14 protein-coding genes are annotated in these 15,961 nt (G+C 72.1%); 13 read left to right on the top strand and 1 reads right to left on the bottom strand.

Going from position 1 to position 15,961, the window contains the following annotated elements; genetic code table 11:
• The first annotated feature begins 25 nt into the window (after positions 1 to 25).
• The 5 genes from BJP60_RS10440 (at position 26) to pheT (ending at position 6,217) form a co-directional block, all read left to right on the top strand.
• The gene (locus BJP60_RS10440; protein ID WP_203135694.1) at positions 26 to 940 is read left to right on the top strand and encodes a glutamate ABC transporter substrate-binding protein; all 915 of its coding nucleotides are present in this window, start codon (positions 26 to 28) and stop codon (positions 938 to 940) included.
• A 101-nt stretch (positions 941 to 1,041) separates the two neighbouring features.
• Positions 1,042 to 1,698, top strand: coding sequence for an amino acid ABC transporter permease (locus BJP60_RS10435; protein WP_203135693.1), 657 nt, complete (start codon positions 1,042 to 1,044; stop codon positions 1,696 to 1,698).
• Entirely contained in the window at positions 1,695 to 2,639 is a 945-nt protein-coding gene (locus BJP60_RS10430; protein WP_238439389.1) for an amino acid ABC transporter permease, read from the top strand. The genes BJP60_RS10435 and BJP60_RS10430 overlap by 4 nt, the downstream gene beginning before the upstream one ends.
• 45 nt (positions 2,640 to 2,684) lie before the next feature.
• Positions 2,685 to 3,725, top strand: a complete 1,041-nt coding sequence (pheS, locus tag BJP60_RS10425; protein ID WP_203135691.1) for a phenylalanine--tRNA ligase subunit alpha — start codon at positions 2,685 to 2,687, stop codon at positions 3,723 to 3,725.
• A complete protein-coding gene (gene pheT / locus BJP60_RS10420) occupies positions 3,725 to 6,217 on the top strand; it encodes a phenylalanine--tRNA ligase subunit beta (protein ID WP_203135690.1) in 2,493 nt (830 codons plus the stop codon). The genes pheS and pheT overlap by 1 nt, the downstream gene beginning before the upstream one ends.
• A 119-nt stretch (positions 6,218 to 6,336) precedes the next feature.
• On the opposite strand, the gene BJP60_RS10415 is transcribed toward pheT, so the two are convergent.
• Positions 6,337 to 6,996 carry a protein-L-isoaspartate(D-aspartate) O-methyltransferase gene (locus tag BJP60_RS10415; protein ID WP_238439388.1) on the bottom strand — a complete coding sequence of 220 codons (660 nt, stop codon included), beginning with the start codon at positions 6,994 to 6,996 and terminating at the stop codon, positions 6,337 to 6,339.
• Positions 6,997 to 7,218: 222 nt separating this feature from the next.
• Here BJP60_RS10415 and argC point away from each other — a divergent pair, with 222 nt between their 5' ends.
• The 8 genes from argC (at position 7,219) to BJP60_RS10375 (ending at position 15,958) form a co-directional block, all read left to right on the top strand.
• A complete protein-coding gene (gene argC, locus BJP60_RS10410) occupies positions 7,219 to 8,262 on the top strand; it encodes an N-acetyl-gamma-glutamyl-phosphate reductase (RefSeq protein ID WP_203135689.1) in 1,044 nt (347 codons plus the stop codon).
• A complete protein-coding gene (argJ, locus tag BJP60_RS10405; protein ID WP_203135688.1) occupies positions 8,259 to 9,416 on the top strand; it encodes a bifunctional glutamate N-acetyltransferase/amino-acid acetyltransferase ArgJ in 1,158 nt (385 codons plus the stop codon). Before argC ends, argJ begins: the two co-directional genes overlap by 4 nt.
• Positions 9,413 to 10,366, top strand: a complete 954-nt coding sequence (argB, locus tag BJP60_RS10400) for an acetylglutamate kinase (RefSeq protein WP_203135687.1) — start codon at positions 9,413 to 9,415, stop codon at positions 10,364 to 10,366. Before argJ ends, argB begins: the two co-directional genes overlap by 4 nt.
• Positions 10,367 to 10,386: 20 nt before the next feature.
• Positions 10,387 to 11,592 (top strand): acetylornithine transaminase, encoded by a 1,206-nt coding sequence (locus tag BJP60_RS10395; protein WP_203139250.1) that lies wholly within the window; start codon positions 10,387 to 10,389, stop codon positions 11,590 to 11,592.
• Positions 11,589 to 12,512: an ornithine carbamoyltransferase gene (gene argF / locus BJP60_RS10390; protein WP_203135686.1), complete on the top strand. Its 924-nt coding sequence runs from the start codon at positions 11,589 to 11,591 to the stop codon at positions 12,510 to 12,512. Before BJP60_RS10395 ends, argF begins: the two co-directional genes overlap by 4 nt.
• Positions 12,491 to 13,621, top strand: coding sequence for a heparan-alpha-glucosaminide N-acetyltransferase domain-containing protein (locus BJP60_RS10385; RefSeq protein WP_238439387.1), 1,131 nt, complete (start codon positions 12,491 to 12,493; stop codon positions 13,619 to 13,621). Before argF ends, BJP60_RS10385 begins: the two co-directional genes overlap by 22 nt.
• Positions 13,622 to 13,708: 87 nt before the next feature.
• Positions 13,709 to 15,139, top strand: a complete 1,431-nt coding sequence (gene argH / locus BJP60_RS10380; RefSeq protein WP_203135685.1) for an argininosuccinate lyase — start codon at positions 13,709 to 13,711, stop codon at positions 15,137 to 15,139.
• A gap of 48 nt (positions 15,140 to 15,187) precedes the next feature.
• On the top strand, positions 15,188 to 15,958 hold the full coding sequence (locus tag BJP60_RS10375) for a hypothetical protein (protein ID WP_203135684.1): 771 nt from the start codon (positions 15,188 to 15,190) through the stop codon (positions 15,956 to 15,958).
• The last annotated feature ends 3 nt before the right edge of the window (positions 15,959 to 15,961 follow it).

Raw genomic sequence — 15,961 nt, 5'->3', positions numbered from 1 at the left:
GACCACCCCACCAAGGAGGAATCACATGTTCAGCATCAAGCGGACGTCGCGCGTCGTCGCGGGCGCGGGCCTCGGCCTGGCCGCGCTGCTCGCGCTCACGGCGTGCAACAGCGGCTCGCCGACCACCCCCGGCGCCACCGAGGGCGGCGAGGCCGAAGGCGGCGAGGCGCTCTGGGAGGTCGCCGAGGGTGTCGAGCTCGACAGCCCGACCTTCGAGCGGGCCACCGAGGCCGGCAAGATCGTCATCGGCGTCAAGGCGGACCAGCCTGGCCTCGGCTATGAGGACGCCGTCACCGGCGAGCGCACCGGCTTCGACGTCGACATCGCCCGCTGGATCGCGGCGTCGCTCGGCTTCTCCGAGGACGACGACACGATCGAGTGGAAGACGGTTCCGTCGGCGAACCGCGAGCAGGAGATCATCAACGGCGGCGTCGACTTCTACGTCGGCACCTACTCGATGACCGACGCGCGCGACGAGCAGATCGACTTCGCCGGCCCGTACTTCATCACGGGCCAGGGCCTGCTGGTGCGCGCGGACGACGACACCATCAACGGCCCCGACGACCTCGCCGACAAGGTGACGTGCTCCGTCACGGGCTCGACGCCGCTGCAGCGCATCCGCGACGAGTACAACGGCGAGGTCACCGAGCGCCAGACGTACTCCGAGTGCGTCGAGCAGCTGCTCGCCGGCCAGGTCGACGCGATCACGACCGACGAGGCGATCCTCGCCGGCTACGTCGCGCAGGACCCCGACAACCTGAAGCTCACGGGTGAGATCTTCAGCGAGGAGCGCTACGGCGTCGGCATCACCGACGGCGACAGCGCGCTGCAGGAGCACATCAACACGCTCTTCACCGATGGTGGCGACGTCTGGACCGCGCTGTTCGAGCAGCACCTCGCGCCCGCGGGCGTCGAGGCCGAGCAGCCCGCCGTCGACTGACACCCTTCGTCCGGGGCGGCCGATCCGGCCGCCCCGGACACCCCCCTCCCGCGGCGGGCCTCTGAGCCCGCCATCCCGTCCCGAGTGCAGGAAAGGCCCGCATGGGAGTCATCACCGACAACCTCGACTTCTGGGGTGAAGCGCTGGTCGGCACCCTCGTGCTCTTCTTCGGAGGCGGGGCGATCGCGCTCATCCTCGGCACGATCGTGGGCGCCATGAGGGTGTCGCCGATCCCGATCGCGCGCGGCGTGGGCACGTTCTACGTCAACACCATCCGGAACACGCCGCTCACGCTCGTGTTCTTCGGCTTCGCCTTCGCCCTGCCGCCCCTGCTCGAGGTGCGCGCGAGCGGCGGCGTACAGGTGTGGTTCGCGGTCGCGGCGCTGGGCGTCTACACCGCCACCTACGTGGCCGAGACGATCCGGTCCGGCATCAACACCGTGCCGGTCGGCCAGGCCGAGGCGGCCAGGGCGCTCGGCCTGGGGTTCGGCCAGGTGATGCGGCTCGTCGTGCTGCCGCAGGCCTTCCGGTCGGTCATCCCTCCCATGATGAGCGTGTTCATCGCGCTCCTGAAGAACACGACCGTCGCGGCGGGCTTCTCGGTCATGAACCTCGGATCCGCGCGCGACTGGCTCAGCGAGCGCGGTGAGAACCAGCTCGTCGTGATCATCTGCGTGATGTTCATCTTCGTCGCGCTCGTCCTGCTCCTGTCCTGGGCGCAGCGAGTGCTCGAGAACCGATGGAGGGTCGCGCGATGAGCGGCAGCGTCCTGTACGACGTCCCGGGTCCCCGGGCGATCGTCCGCAACCGGATCCTCGGGGTCCTCACGATCCTCGTCGTCGCCGCGGTGCTGGCGTTCTTCCTGTGGCGCCTTGCCGCCACCGGGCAGTTCGCTCCGGAGAAGTGGAACGCCTTCACCTACACGCGGATCTGGGAGCAGATCCTGCTGGCGACAGGACGCACGGTCGGCGCGTTCGCTCTCGCCGCGGTCGGCGCGCTCGCGCTGGGCTTCGTGCTGGCCATCGGCCGGCTCTCCGACCACGCGTGGGTGCGCTGGCCTTTCACCGTCGTGATCGAGTTCATGCGCGCCGTGCCCGTGCTGATCATGATGTTCCTGCTGTACTACGGCCTGCCCGTGATCGGGGTGAGCCTCGACAAGTTCCTGGTCGTCGTGCTCGCGCTCATCGCGTACAACGGCTCGGTGCTCGCCGAGGTCATCCGCGCCGGCGTCGAGGCGCTGCCGCGCGGTCAGCGCGAGGCCGGTTACGCGATCGGCCTGCGCAAGGCGGGCGTGATGCGCCTGATCCTGCTGCCGCAGGCGATCCGCGCGATGATGCCCGTCATCCTCGCCCAGCTCGTCGTCACGCTGAAGGACACCGCGCTCGGCTTCATCATCACGTACGAGGAGCTGCTGTTCTACGCGAAGTTCCTCGGATCGCAGAGCCAGCTCGACCGCCCGATCGTGCAGTCCGCGATCGTGGTCGGCGCAATCTACATCGCCCTCTGCCTCGCCCTGTCGGGCGTCGCGCGCATCGTGGAGAAGCGCATGCAGAAGTCGCCGCGCGTGCGCGCCGCGCAGGAGGCGCTCGCGCCGCGCCTGCACGAGGGCACGAACACCGAGATCATCGGCGTCCAGGATGCCGCGGAGCTCGCCCGGACGGACGACCGCGGCGGGCCGGGCGGCGGGCGCGCCTTCTGACCCCGCGTCGGGCGGCCCACGGCCGCCCGACTAGACTCGGGTCTCGTGTCTGACGTTCCCGAGATCACTCCCGAGGCGGTGGAGGCGGCGGTCGCAGGCGCGCTCGCGGCGATCGCCCAAGCCCCCGACACCGCGGCCCTGAAGGCCGCCCGATCCGCGCACGCGGGGGAGGGGTCGCCGCTCGCCGCGCTGAACGCGCAGATGCGCCACGTGCCGAACGAGCGCAAGGCCGAGTTCGGCAAGCTCGTGGGATCGGCTCGCGGTCGCGTGAACCAGGCCCTCGCTGCCCGAGAGGCCGAGCTGGCGGAGGCCGAGACCGCCGCGCGTCTCGAGGCCGAGCGCATCGACATCACGGCCGTTCCGTCGCGCACGCGCGTGGGCGCCCGCCACCCGATGAGCGTGCTGCAGGAGCAGATCAGCGACGTCTTCGTCGGCATGGGCTGGGAGATCGCGGAGGGCCCGGAGCTCGAGCACGAGTGGTTCAACTTCGACGCGCTGAACTTCGACGAGGACCACCCGGCGCGTCAGATGCAGGACACGTTCTTCGTGGATCCGGTCGCCCGCCACCTCGTCATGCGCACGCACACGAGCCCGGTGCAGGTGCGCTCGATGCTCGAGCGCGACCTGCCCATCTACGTGCTGTGCCCCGGACGCGTGTACCGCACGGACGAGTTCGACGCGACGCACCTTCCGGTCTTCACGCAGGCCGAGGGCCTCGTGGTCGACAAGGGCATCACGATGGCGCACCTCAAGGGCACGCTCGACCACATCGCCCAGGCGCTGTTCGGCGAGGGCGCCAAGACGCGCCTGCGCACCAACTACTTCCCGTTCACCGAGCCGTCGGCCGAGTTCGACCTGTGGCACCCGACCTTCAAGGGCGGCGCGCGCTGGATCGAGTGGGGCGGCTGCGGCATGGTCAACCCGAACGTGCTGCGCGCGGCGGGGATCGACCCCGAGGTGTACTCGGGCTTCGCGTTCGGGATCGGGATCGAGCGGGCCCTGATGTTCCGCAGCGACGTGCAGGACATGCGCGACATGGCCGAGGGCGATGTCCGCTTCAGCGAGCAGTTCGGGATGGTGGTGTGATGCGCGTCCCGCTTTCGTGGCTGCGTGAGTACGTGGATGTGCCGGCCGAGGCGAGCCCCGAGGACGTCCTCGCGGCCCTCGTGTCGGTCGGCTTCGAGGAGGAGGACGTCGTCCGCTTCGAGCTGAGCGGGCCCGTGGTCGTCGGCACGGTGCTGTCGTTCGAGGCTGAGCCGCAGTCGAACGGCAAGACCATCCGCTGGTGCCAGGTCGACGTGGGCGAGGCCGAGCCGCGCGGGATCGTGTGCGGCGCATCCAACTTCCACGAGGGCGACAAGGTCGTCGTGTCGCTTCCCGGCGCGGTGCTGCCGGGGCCGTTCCCGATCTCGGCGCGCAAGACGTACGGGCACGTGTCGGACGGCATGATCGCGTCCGCGCGCGAGCTGGGCCTCGGCGACGAGCACAACGGCATCCTGCGCCTCGTCGAGCTGGGACTCGACCCCGCGCCCGGCACCGACGCGATCGCGCTCCTCGGGCTGGACGACGTCGCGGTCGACGTGAACGTGACGCCCGACCGCGGCTACGCCATGTCGATCCGCGGCATCGCGCGCGAGTACGGCCACGCCACGGGCGCGGCGTTCCGCGACCCGGCGCTGCTGCCGGAGATCGGATCCGGATCCGGCTTCCCGGTCGCGGTGCAGGACGTCGCGCCGATCCGCGGCAGGGTCGGCGTGACGGAGTTCGTCACGCGCGTCGTGCGCGGCGTGGACGCGTCGCGCCCCACGCCGCCGTGGATGGTCTCGCGCCTGACGCTGGCCGGCATCCGCTCCATCTCGCTGCTCGTGGACATCACGAACTACGTCATGCTCGAGCTCGGCGGCCCGATCCACGGCTACGACCTCGCGAAGCTGACCGGCGGGATCACGGTGCGACGCGCGACGGAGGGCGAGACGCTCGAGACGCTCGACGGCCAGGTGCGCAGGCTCTCCCCGGAGGACCTGCTGATTACGGACGAGTCGGGCCCGATCGGCCTGGCCGGCGTGATGGGCGGCGCCGCGACGGAGATCGGCGAGACGACGACCGACGTGCTGATCGAGGCGGCCGTGTTCGACACGGTCTCGATCGCCCGCACGGCGCGCCGGCACAAGCTGCCGAGCGAGGCCTCGCGGCGCTTCGAGCGCGGCGTCGACCCGCTGCTGCCGCCGGCATCCGCGCAGCGGGTCGTCGACCTGCTCGTCGAGCTCGCGGGCGGCACGGCGGACGCGCTGGGCGGCGCGCTCGGCGTCGACGCCGCGCGCGCGGCGATCGCGCTGCCGGCCGGCTTCGTGCAGGGTCTCGTGGGGGTGGACTACACCGCGGCGCGCATCGCCGAGACGCTCACGATGATCGGCTGCCGCGTGGACGAGACCCCCGACGGCTGGTCGGTCACGCCGCCGTCGTGGCGGCCCGACCTCACCGACAAGTGGACGCTGGCCGAGGAGGTCGCGCGCATCGACGGCGTCGACAAGATCCCGTCGCACCTGCCGACGCCGCCGTCCGGCCGTGGTCTGACCCCCGCCCAGCAGGGGCGTCGCCGCGTTGCGAACGCGCTCGCGGCCGCGGGCTTCGTCGAGACTCCGGCGTTCCCCTTCACGACCCAGGAGCAGAACGACCTCCACGGCTCGGCGACGGGCGAGCACCTGCCGAGCGTGAAGCTCGCGAACGCGCTCGACGGCCAGGCGCCGTTCCTGCGCCGCTCGCTGGTGCCGGGGCTGCTGCAGATCGCGCACCGCAACGTGTCGCGCGGGCACACCGACCTGGCCCTGTTCGAGATCGGCACCGTGTTCCTGCCGCAGCCGGGCGTCGAGTACGGCACCTCGACGATCCCGCCGCTCGCGGTGCGCCCGGATGCCGAGACGCTCGCGCGCCTGGACGCCTCGATCCCGCCCCAGCCGCGCCACGTCGCGCTGCTGCTGGCGGGCGCCGTCGCGCCGAAGCAGCCGGGGCGCGACGCCGAGGCCGCGGGGCTCGCGGTCGCGCTCGACGCCGTGCGCGTGATCGCCGCCGCCGCGGGCGTGGACATCGCGGTCGCGCAGGGACGGCGCGCGGCGCTGCATCCGGGACGCACGGGCGTGCTCACGGTGAACGGCGCCGAGGTCGGCTACGTCGGCGAGTTGCTGCCGTCCGTCGCGGCCGACGCCGACCTGCCCGGCCGCGTGACGGTCGTCGAGATCGACCTCGACGCCATCCTGCGGGACACGGGGGAGCGCGTGACGGTCGCGTCGCTGTCGACCTACCCCGCCGCCACGCAGGACGTGTCGCTCGTGGTCGACGCCGCCCTGCCGGCCTCCGAGCTGCGCGCCGCGCTCGTGGAGGGTGCGGGAGAGCTGCTCGAGAGCCTCCGCCTCGTCGACGACTACCGCGGTCAGGGCATCCCGGACGGTGCGAAGAGCCTCACCTTCGCGCTGCGCTTCCGCGCGCCCGACCGCACGCTCACGGCGGCCGAGGCGACGGAGGCCAAGCTCGCCGGCGTCGCGCTCGCGGCCGAGCGCCACGGCGCGACGCTGCGCGAATAGCCACGCGTCCGGTCCCGCCCGATCCGCGAGACCTCATCAGCGCGACGAGTCATCGCCGCACGGTGAGGTCTCGCGGCGCGCATGAGGTCTCGCGGCCGAGGCCCGCGCGCCGGCGCGGCTCAGCGCAGGCCGTGCTCGCCGCGGAGCGGCACGAAGCGCACGGCGCCGAGGTCGTCCAGCTCGGTGTCGTCGCCGCGGCGAGTGACGCGCACGAGCTGCTGCCATCCGGGATTGCGCTCGAGGGGCATGACGATGCGGCCGCCTTCCGCGAGCTGGTCGATCCACGGGGCCGGGATGTCGGGCCCGGCCGCGGCGGCGAGGATCGCGTCGAACGGCGCGTGATCGCGGAGCCCCAGCGTGCCGTCGCCCGTGACCACGTGCACGTTCCGCACGCCGGCCGCGGCCAGTGCCGCGCGCGCCTGCTCGGCGAGCTCCGGCACGAACTCGACCGACCACACCTCGGCACCGATCGCGGCGTACACGGCGGCGGCGTAGCCCGATCCGGTGCCGACGTCGAGCACGCGGTCGCCGGGCTTCAGCAGCCCGGCCTCGGCGGTGAGCGCCACGATGTACGGCTGCGAGATGGTCTGCCCGTGCCCGATCGGCAGCGGCGAGTCGGCGTACGCGTCGGCCGCCACGGACGGCGGCAGGAAGCGCTCGCGCGGCACGGCGGCCATCGCGTCGAGCACGCGGGGATCCGCGATCCCGCGCGCCCGGATGTGCCACTCGAGCATCGCCTGACGCTCGTCGGCGCGATCCTGCCCGGCCCGGTCGCCCATCGCCCCACCGTACGTCGGCCGTGCGCGTTCTGCTACGCTCGCCGCATGCGCGAGGCGATCCTGCACCCCACCCGGGTCATCGTCCTGCGCCGACGTCCGCGTGGCCGCCGAATCCCGGCGACGCCGCGAAGCTCTCGCGCCTGAGCGCGATCGAGCAGGGCCACCAGGCCGAGCGGTGTCGCCGTCTCCGGCCCTCTGCTCACGGACATCTAAGGTGGAATCATGACCTATTCGGTCGCCGTCTCCGGCGCTTCTGGCTATGCGGGAGGCGAGCTGCTGCGGCTGCTCGCCGACCACCCCGACGTCGAGATCCGCACGGTCACCGCGCACTCCAACGCCGGCCAGCCCCTCATCGCGCACCAGCCTCACCTGCGCTCCCTCGCGCACCTGACGCTGCAGGACACGACCCCCGAGATCCTGTCGGGGCACGACATCGTGTTCCTCGCACTGCCGCACGGCCAGTCGGGTCAGTACACCGACGCCCTCACCGACGTGAAGCTCGTGATCGACTGCGGCGCGGATCACCGGCTCACCGGCAAGGACGACTGGGACGCGTTCTACGGCGGCGACTTCCACGAGCCGTGGACGTACGGCGTGCCCGAGCTGATCGTCGGCGACGGCCGCCAGCGCGACCGCCTCGCCGGCGCGACGCGCATCGCGGCGCCCGGCTGCAACGCGTCGACCGTGAGTCTCAGCCTCGTCCCCGGCGTCGCGGCGGGGGTGATCGACCCGTCCGACATCGTCAGCGTGCTCGCGGTCGGGCCGTCGGGCGCCGGCAAGAGCCTCAAGCCCAATCTGCTCGCCAGCGAGATCCTCGGCTCCGCGAACCCGTACGCCGTCGGAGGATCGCACCGTCACATCCCGGAGATCCAGCAGGCGCTGCGCGAGGCGGGCGCGGTCGATCCGCGGATCTCCTTCACGCCCGTGCTCGTCCCGATGGCGCGCGGCATCCTCGCGACGAGCAGCGCCCGGATCGCCCACGGCGCGACGGATGACGAGATCCGCCGGGCATGGCAGGACGCGTACGGCGACGAGACCTTCGTGCAGCTGCTGCCCGAGGGGCAGATGCCGCGCACGGCCGACGTGGTCGGCGCGAACACCGCGCTGATGGGCCTCGCGATCGATCGCGCGGCGGGGCGCGTGGTCGTCGTGACGGCCGTGGACAACCTGACGAAGGGCACGGCGGGAGCCGCGATCCAGTCGATGAACATCGCGCTCGGCCTGCCGGAGGGTCGCGCGCTCAGCGTGAACGGAGTGGCCCCGTGAGTGTGACCGCAGCAGAGGGGTTCGAGGCGGCCGGTGTCGCCGTCGGCCTCAAATCGACCGGTGCGAAGGACGTCGCCGTGGTCGTGAACCGCGGGCCGCTCAAGGCGGGCGCCGCGGTGTTCACGAGCAACCGTGCGAAGGCCAACCCCATCCTGTGGTCGCAGCAGGCGATCGCGGACGGCGTCGTCGAGGCGGTCGTGCTCAACTCGGGCGGCGCCAACTGCTTCACGGGCGACTTCGGCTTCCAGACCACGCACCAGACGGCCGAGAAGGCCGCCGCGCTGCTCGACGTCGGCGCGGGCGACGTGCTCGTGTGCTCGACGGGGCTGATCGGCTTCGGCGACGAGGTGTTCCGCACGAAGGTGCTCGACGGCACGGAGCAGGCGATCGCGTCCCTCGGCCCCGACGGCGGGGAGGACGCGGCCGCCGCGATCATGACCACCGACACCGTCGCGAAGACGGCCGTCCGCCGCCGCGACGGATGGACGATCGGCGGCATGGCGAAGGGCGCGGGCATGCTCGCACCGGGCCTCGCCACCATGCTCGTGGTCATCACGACCGACGCGGTGCTGGAGGCGTCGCAGCTCGACGCGCACCTGCGCGCCGCGACGCGCGTGAGCTTCGACCGGCTCGACTCGGACGGCTGCATGTCGACGAACGACCAGGTCACGCTGCTCGCGAGCGGTGCGAGCGGTGTCGAACCCGATGAGGCGGCCTTCGCGGCGGCCCTCGTCGAGGTCTGCGACGAGCTCGCGGCGAAGCTGCAGGACGACGCGGAGGGCGCGAGTCACGCCATCACGATCGAGGTCGTGGGCGCGGCGAGCGAGGACGACGCCGTCGAGGTGGGCCGATCCGTCGCCCGCAACAACCTCTTCAAGGCGGCGATCTTCGGCAACGACCCGAACTGGGGCCGTGTGCTCGCCGCGATCGGTACGACCCAGGCGGAGTTCGATCCGTACGACGTCGACGTGTCGATGAACGGCGTGCGCGTCTGCACGAAGGGCGGACCGGACCGGCCGCGCGAGGACGTGGATCTCACGCCGCGTGCGACGCACGTGCTGATCGATCTGCGCGCCGGCGACGCGGCCGCGACCATCCGCACCAACGACCTGACCCACGACTACGTGCACGAGAACAGCGCCTACTCCTCATGACCAGTGACAGCAGCAAGCAAGCCGTAGACCTGCAGGACACCAGCCCCGAGGAGGCGGCCGCGAAGGCCGCGACGCTCATCGAGTCGCTGCCGTGGGTGAAGAAGTACCGCGACCAGATCGTCGTGGTGAAGTACGGCGGCAACGCGATGATCAGCGAGGAGCTGCAGGACGCCTTCGCGCAGGACATCGCGTACCTGCGGTACGTGGGCGTGCGTCCCGTCGTGGTGCACGGCGGCGGCCCGCAGATCTCGAGCATGCTGGATCGCCTGGCGATCCCCAGCGAGTTCAAGGGCGGCTACCGCGTCACGAGCACCGAGGCGATCAGCGTCGTCCGCATGGTGCTGACCGGCCATATCAACCCCCAGCTCGTGGCGAAGATCAACTCGCACGGTCCGCTCGCGACCGGCCTGAGCGGCGAGGATGCGGGGCTGTTCGGCGGCCGCAAGCGCGGCGTCATGATCGACGGCGTCGAGGAGAGCCTCGGGCGCGTGGGCGATGTCGTGAAGGTGGATCCGACCGCGGTCCTCGATCACCTCGACGCGGGGCGCATCCCGGTCGTCTCGAGCATCGCACCCGACCTGGACCACCCCGGCCACTCGCTGAACGTGAACGCCGACGCGGCCGCGGCCGCCCTCGCGATCGCGCTCAAGGCCCGCAAGCTTGTCGTGCTCACGGATGTCGCGGGACTGTACGCCGACTGGCCGAACCGCGACTCGCTCGTGTCGCACCTCACGGCCGAGGAGCTGCGCGAGATGATGCCGCGGCTCGAGTCGGGCATGATCCCGAAGATGCAGGCGTGCCTCGACGCGGTCGAGGGCGGCGTCGGCGCCGCGGCGATCATCGACGGCCGCGTGCAGCACTCGGTGCTGGTGGAGCTCTTCACGAGCAAGGGAATCGGAACGCAGGTGATGTCGGCCTCGCCGACCAGGTCGAGCGAGGGAGCGAAGTGACCGAGACGGAACCGCACAGCATGGCGACGACCACACGGTGGCAGGATCTCGCGGCTCGTGACCTGATGAGCCTCGGCGGGCGCCTCGCGCTGCTCGAGCGGGGCGAGGGGTCCTACGTCTGGGACGTCGACGGCACGCGCTATCTCGACTTCCTCGGCGGCATCGCGGTCAACGCGCTGGGTCACGGGCATCCGGTGTTCGCCGAGACCGTCGCGCGCCAGGCCGCGACGCTCTCGCATGTGTCGAACTACTTCGCCACGCCGCAGCAGCTCGAGCTGGCCGCGCGGCTGAAGCAGCTCGCCGGCACGGGGGAGCAGGGCCGCGTCTTCCTCGCGAACTCCGGCACGGAGGCGAACGAGACCGCGATCAAGCTGGCCCGCCTGCATGATCGCGACGGCCTGATCGTCAGTCTCGAGGGCGCCTTCCACGGCCGCTCGACCGGCGCGCTGGCGCTCACGCCGAAGGCCGCGTACCAGGATCCGTTCCGCCCGCTGATCCCGGGTGTGAAGCACATCGCCCCGACGCGGGAGGCGCTCGAGGCGCTGTTCGCGGGCGACGAGCGCATCTCCGCCCTCGTCGTCGAGCCGATCCAGGGGGAGGCGGGGGTGCTTCCCCTCCCGGACGGCTACCTGCGTCGCGCGCGGGAGCTCACCACGGCGCGCGGGGCGCTGCTCATCCTCGACGAGGTGCAGACCGGCATGGGACGCACGGGGCACTGGTTCGCGTACCAGGCCGAGGGCATCACGCCCGACGCCATCACGCTCGCGAAGGGCATCGCCGCGGGCTTCCCGCTCGGCGCGCTCGTGACCTTCGGCGCGGCGAGCGACCTGTTCTACCCCGGGACGCACAACTCGACGTTCGGCGGCAACCCGCTCGCGAGCGCGGTGGCGAACGCCGTGATCCAGGAGATCCAGGATCGAGATCTGCTCGGGAACGTCACGCGGCGGGGCGCCGAGTTGCGTGCGGGCGTGGAAGGCCTTCCCCTCGTGGCCGGCACGCGCGGCGCGGGCCTGCTGATCGGCATCCGCCTGAGCGCGCCGGTCGCAGCGGACGTGCGGGCCGCGGCGCACGCGCGCGGGCTGATCGTCAACGCTCCCACGGACGACGCGATCCGCATCGCGCCGGCCTACACGATCGGCGACGACGAGGTCGCGCAGTTCCTCGAGATCTTCGGCGACGCGCTCGCCGAGGTCGCCGCCACTCACAACCCGGAGAGCCCCGCATGACCCGCCACTTCCTGCGCGACGACGACATCACGCCCGCCGAGCAGTCGGAGATCCTGGATCTCGCGGCGCAGCTCAAGAAGGACCGCTGGGCGGACAAGAGCCTCGCCGGACCGCAGACCGTCGCGGTGATCTTCGACAAGTCCTCGACCCGCACGCGCGTGTCGTTCGCGGTGGGCATCGCGGACCTGGGCGGATCGCCGCTCATCATCTCGACAGCGAACAGCCAGCTCGGCGGCAAGGAGACGCCCGCCGACACGGCACGCGTGCTCGAGCGCCAGGTCGCGGCGATCGTGTGGCGCACGTACGCGCAGGCGGGCCTCGAGGAGATGGCGAAAGACACCGTCGTCCCCGTGGTCAACGCGCTGAGCGACGACTTCCACCCGTGCCAGCTGCTCGCCGACCTGCTCACGATCCGCGAGCACAAGGGCGCCCTCGCCGGCCTCACCCTGTCGTTCTTCGGCGACGGGCGCAGCAACATGGCGCACTCCTACGTGCTGGCGGGCGTCACCGCCGGCATGCACGTGCGGGTGGCGTCGCCCGAGGCGTACGCGCCGCGCGAGGACGTGATCGCCGACGCCGACCGGATCGCCGCCGAGACGGGCGGATCCGTCACCCTGCTGACCGATCCGCTCGAGGCAGCAGCGGGTGCCGACGTCGTGGTCACCGACACGTGGGTGTCGATGGGCAAGGAGGAGGAGAAGCTCGCGCGGCTGCGGGACCTCGGCGCGTACAAGGTGACGCAGGAGACGATGTCGGTCGCCGATCCGGAGGCCATCTTCATCCACTGTCTTCCCGCCGACCGCGGCTACGAGGTCGACGCCGAGGTGATCGACGGCCCGCAGAGCGTGATCTGGGACGAGGCCGAGAACCGCCTGCACGCGCAGAAGGCGCTGCTGGTGTGGCTGCTGCGTCAGCCCTGACGCCACGCCGCAGCGGCGGGCCGACCGGCCGGCTCGCGGCGAACCTGGCGCGACTGGACGGACCGGGCCGCGAGGCCGGGATCGACCTCGCGCGCGGGCTCGCCGTGATCGGGATGTTCGCCGCGCACCTGCTCGAGACGACCGCGTTCGACTGGCGCGATCCCGGCACGTGGACCGATGTGGTCAACGGGCGCTCGTCCATCCTGTTCGCGACGCTCGCCGGCGTCTCGCTCGCGCTCGTGACGGGTGGCACGCATCCGTTCGAGGGCACGCGGATGATGTCCGCGCGCATCCGGATCGCCCTGCGCGCCGGGTGCATCTGGTTCCTCGGGATCGTGCTCGTGGTGCTCGAGACGCCGGTGCTCGTCATCCTGCCGGCGTACGCGATCCTGTTCCTCCTCGCGCTGCCGCTGCTGCGCGCGGGTGTCACCTGGCTGTTCGGCACGGCCGCGGCCATCGCCGTCGCGATGCCCTTCGCGGTGTTCGCGATCGACTCCTGGGGCGGCTGGGATCGCCCCCTCGGGCAGACGGTCGCGCACGCGCTCGGGTGGCACTACCCGTTCCTGCTGTGGGCCGCGTTCGTGATCGCGGGGATCGGGATCGGGCGGCTCGCGTTCTCCCGTCCGCTGACCGCGGTGCTGCTCGCGGGAGCCGGCGCCGTGCTCGCGGCGTTCGGGTACGGCGTGATCGGACGCTGGTCGCTGCTCGCGCCCGCCGATTCGCTGTGGGGCGTGACGCTGTCGAGCACCGCGCACTCGAGCGGCATGGGGGAGGCGATCGGGTCGGGCGGCTTCGCGATCGCGGTGATCGGGCTGTGCGCCCTGCTGTGCGCGACGCCGCTGCGGTGGCTCGTGCTGCCGCTGCGCGCGGTGGGCGCCATGCCGCTGACCGCCTACACCGCGCAGCTCGTCGCGTGGGCCGTGCTGCAGCCGCCGCCCGGCGCATACGGATCCGAGCTCGCCTCCTTCCGCGCGCTCGAGCCGTTCTTGCCGCTCACGATCGCCACGATCCTCGTCTGTACGCTCTGGACGCTGCTGGTCGGTCGCGGCCCGCTCGAGTGGCTGATCGCACGGATCGCGAGCACGGGACCGAGGGAAACCGCTCGATAGGCTTGCAGAGGCTGCTTCCACCCGCTGGTCGAGCGAGCGGAGCGAGTCGAGACCCCCAAGCAATGCCAGAACAGGAAGGCCGCGCCCATGAGCGACGCCGAGCAGCACGGAACCAACGAGGGCGCACTGTGGGGCGCGCGCTTCGCGACGGGGCCGTCGCCCGAGCTGCAGGAGCTGAGCCGCTCGACGCACTTCGACTGGCGCCTCGCGCTGTACGACATCGCGGGGTCGCACGCGCACGCCAAGGCGCTCGCCGCGGCCGGCTACCTCGAGGCCGACGAGGAGCGGCGCATGCACGAGGGCCTGGATGCACTGGCACGCGGCATCCAGGACGGCACGCTGCAGGCGCGTCCCGGTGACGAGGACGTGCACGGCGCGCTCGAGGCCGCGCTGATCGACGTCGTCGGCCCAGAGCTGGGCGGACGCCTGCGCGCGGGCCGCAGCCGCAACGACCAGATCGCGACGCTCGTGCGGATGTACCTGCTGGATCACGCCCGCGTGATCGCGAAGGACGTGCTCGCGCTGATCGACGCGCTCGTGGCGCAGGCCGACGCGCACCCCGACGTCATCCTCCCCGGTCGCACGCACCTGCAGCACGCGCAGCCCGTGCTGCTCGCGCACCACCTGCAGGCCCACGCGTGGCCGCTCGTGCGCGACCTCGAGCGCCTGGGCGACTGGCGTGTCCGCGCCGCGGTGTCCCCGTACGGCGGCGGCGCGCTCGCCGGGTCGACCCTCGGGCTCGACCCGCAGCTCGTCGCGAGCGAGCTCGGCCTCGACCGCCCCGCCGAGAACTCGCTCGACGGCACCGCCGCGCGCGACGTGGTCGCGGAGTTCGCGTTCATCGCGGCGCAGATCGGCATCGACCTGTCGCGCTTCGCGGAGGAGATCATCCTCTGGAACACGCGCGAGTTCGGCTTCGTGACGCTCGACGACGGGTACTCGACCGGCTCGAGCATCATGCCGCAGAAGAAGAACCCCGACATCGCCGAGCTCGCGCGCGGCAAGGCGGGACGCCTCGTCGGCAACCTGACCGGGCTGCTCACGACCCTCAAGGGCCTGCCGCTCGCGTACAACCGCGACCTGCAGGAGGACAAGGAGCCCGTGTTCGACTCGGTCGACACGCTCGAAGTCGTGCTTCCCGCCTTCACCGGCATGGTCGCGACGCTGCGCTTCGACGCCGACCGGATGGCGCAGCTCGCGCCGCAGGGCTTCTCGCTCGCGACGGACGTCGCCGAGTGGCTCGTGAAGCGCCGGGTGCCGTTCCGCGACGCGCATGAGATCTCGGGCGCGCTCGTGCGCGCGTGCGAGCAGGAGGGCATCGGCCTCGAGGACGCGTCGGACGAGCTGCTCGCACGGGTCTCCGAGCACCTGACGCCCGAGGTCCGGCAGGTGCTGTCGATCGCCGGATCCGTCGCGAGCCGCACGGGTACCGGCGGCACCGCCCCGGAGCGCGTCGCGGAGCAGCGCGCCGAGCTCGTCACCCGGTCCCAGGCGGCGGTGCACGCGCTCGGTCTCTAGCCCGCGCGCCGAGCGGCGGATGTCCGAGCCCCTCGGCAGGATGGACGCATGATCGTCGCCGGACTCATGCTGCTCGCCGTGGGGTCCGCCGCGCTCGTGCGCACGGTGTTCCAGCGGCGGACGAGGCGCACGCGCGCGATCGTCCTGGTTGCCGTGGCCGCGGCGATCCTCCTGCTGGCGCTGCTGGCGGACGCATTCGTCGCGGGGCTCGCCGCGGTCGCCGTCGCGGCACTGTGGCACTGGGCGATGCCCGATCGCGGCAACTCGCCGGCCTCCATCTGGCCCGCGGCGGGGCTGGGCGTGCTGAGCGCCGTGGCGCTGCTCGCCGTGCCCGTCGACTACGGCACCGGCATGGGGCGACACGTCGAGGTCGACTCGCCGCTCGGCGTGCTCACGCTGCCCGGCGTCATCCTGATGCTCGGCGCGCTCGCCTATCTGCTCGAGGCCGCCAACGTCGTGGTGCGGGCAGCGCTCGAGCGCGAGAACATCGCGCCGGATCCCGTCCCGGGCGAGACGCAGACCGTGGTGGGGGCCGACGGCCGGCCCACCGTGATGCCCAAGCTCGGTCCCGGACAGGTGATGAAGGGCGGGCGCCTGATCGGTCCGCTCGAGCGCGCGATCGTGTTCGGCCTGACGCTCGCGGCGGCGTACCCGCTGCTGGCCGCGTTCATCGCCGCGAAGGGCATCGTCCGATTCCCGGAGATCTCGCGCGACGGCGATGGGGGAGACCGGGCCGAATACTTCCTGGTCGGCAGCATGGTCAGCTGGGTGCAGGCGCTGGCGTGCGCCTTCCTCGTCTGGTGGGGCCTGCGCTCCTGACGG

The sequence above is a fragment of the Microbacterium sp. JZ31 genome (genome assembly GCF_016805985.1).
GTDB lineage: Bacteria > Actinomycetota > Actinomycetes > Actinomycetales > Microbacteriaceae > Microbacterium.
The sequence above is the reverse complement of the archived record's forward strand: the minus strand, read 5'-3'. Positions and strand labels throughout refer to the sequence as shown.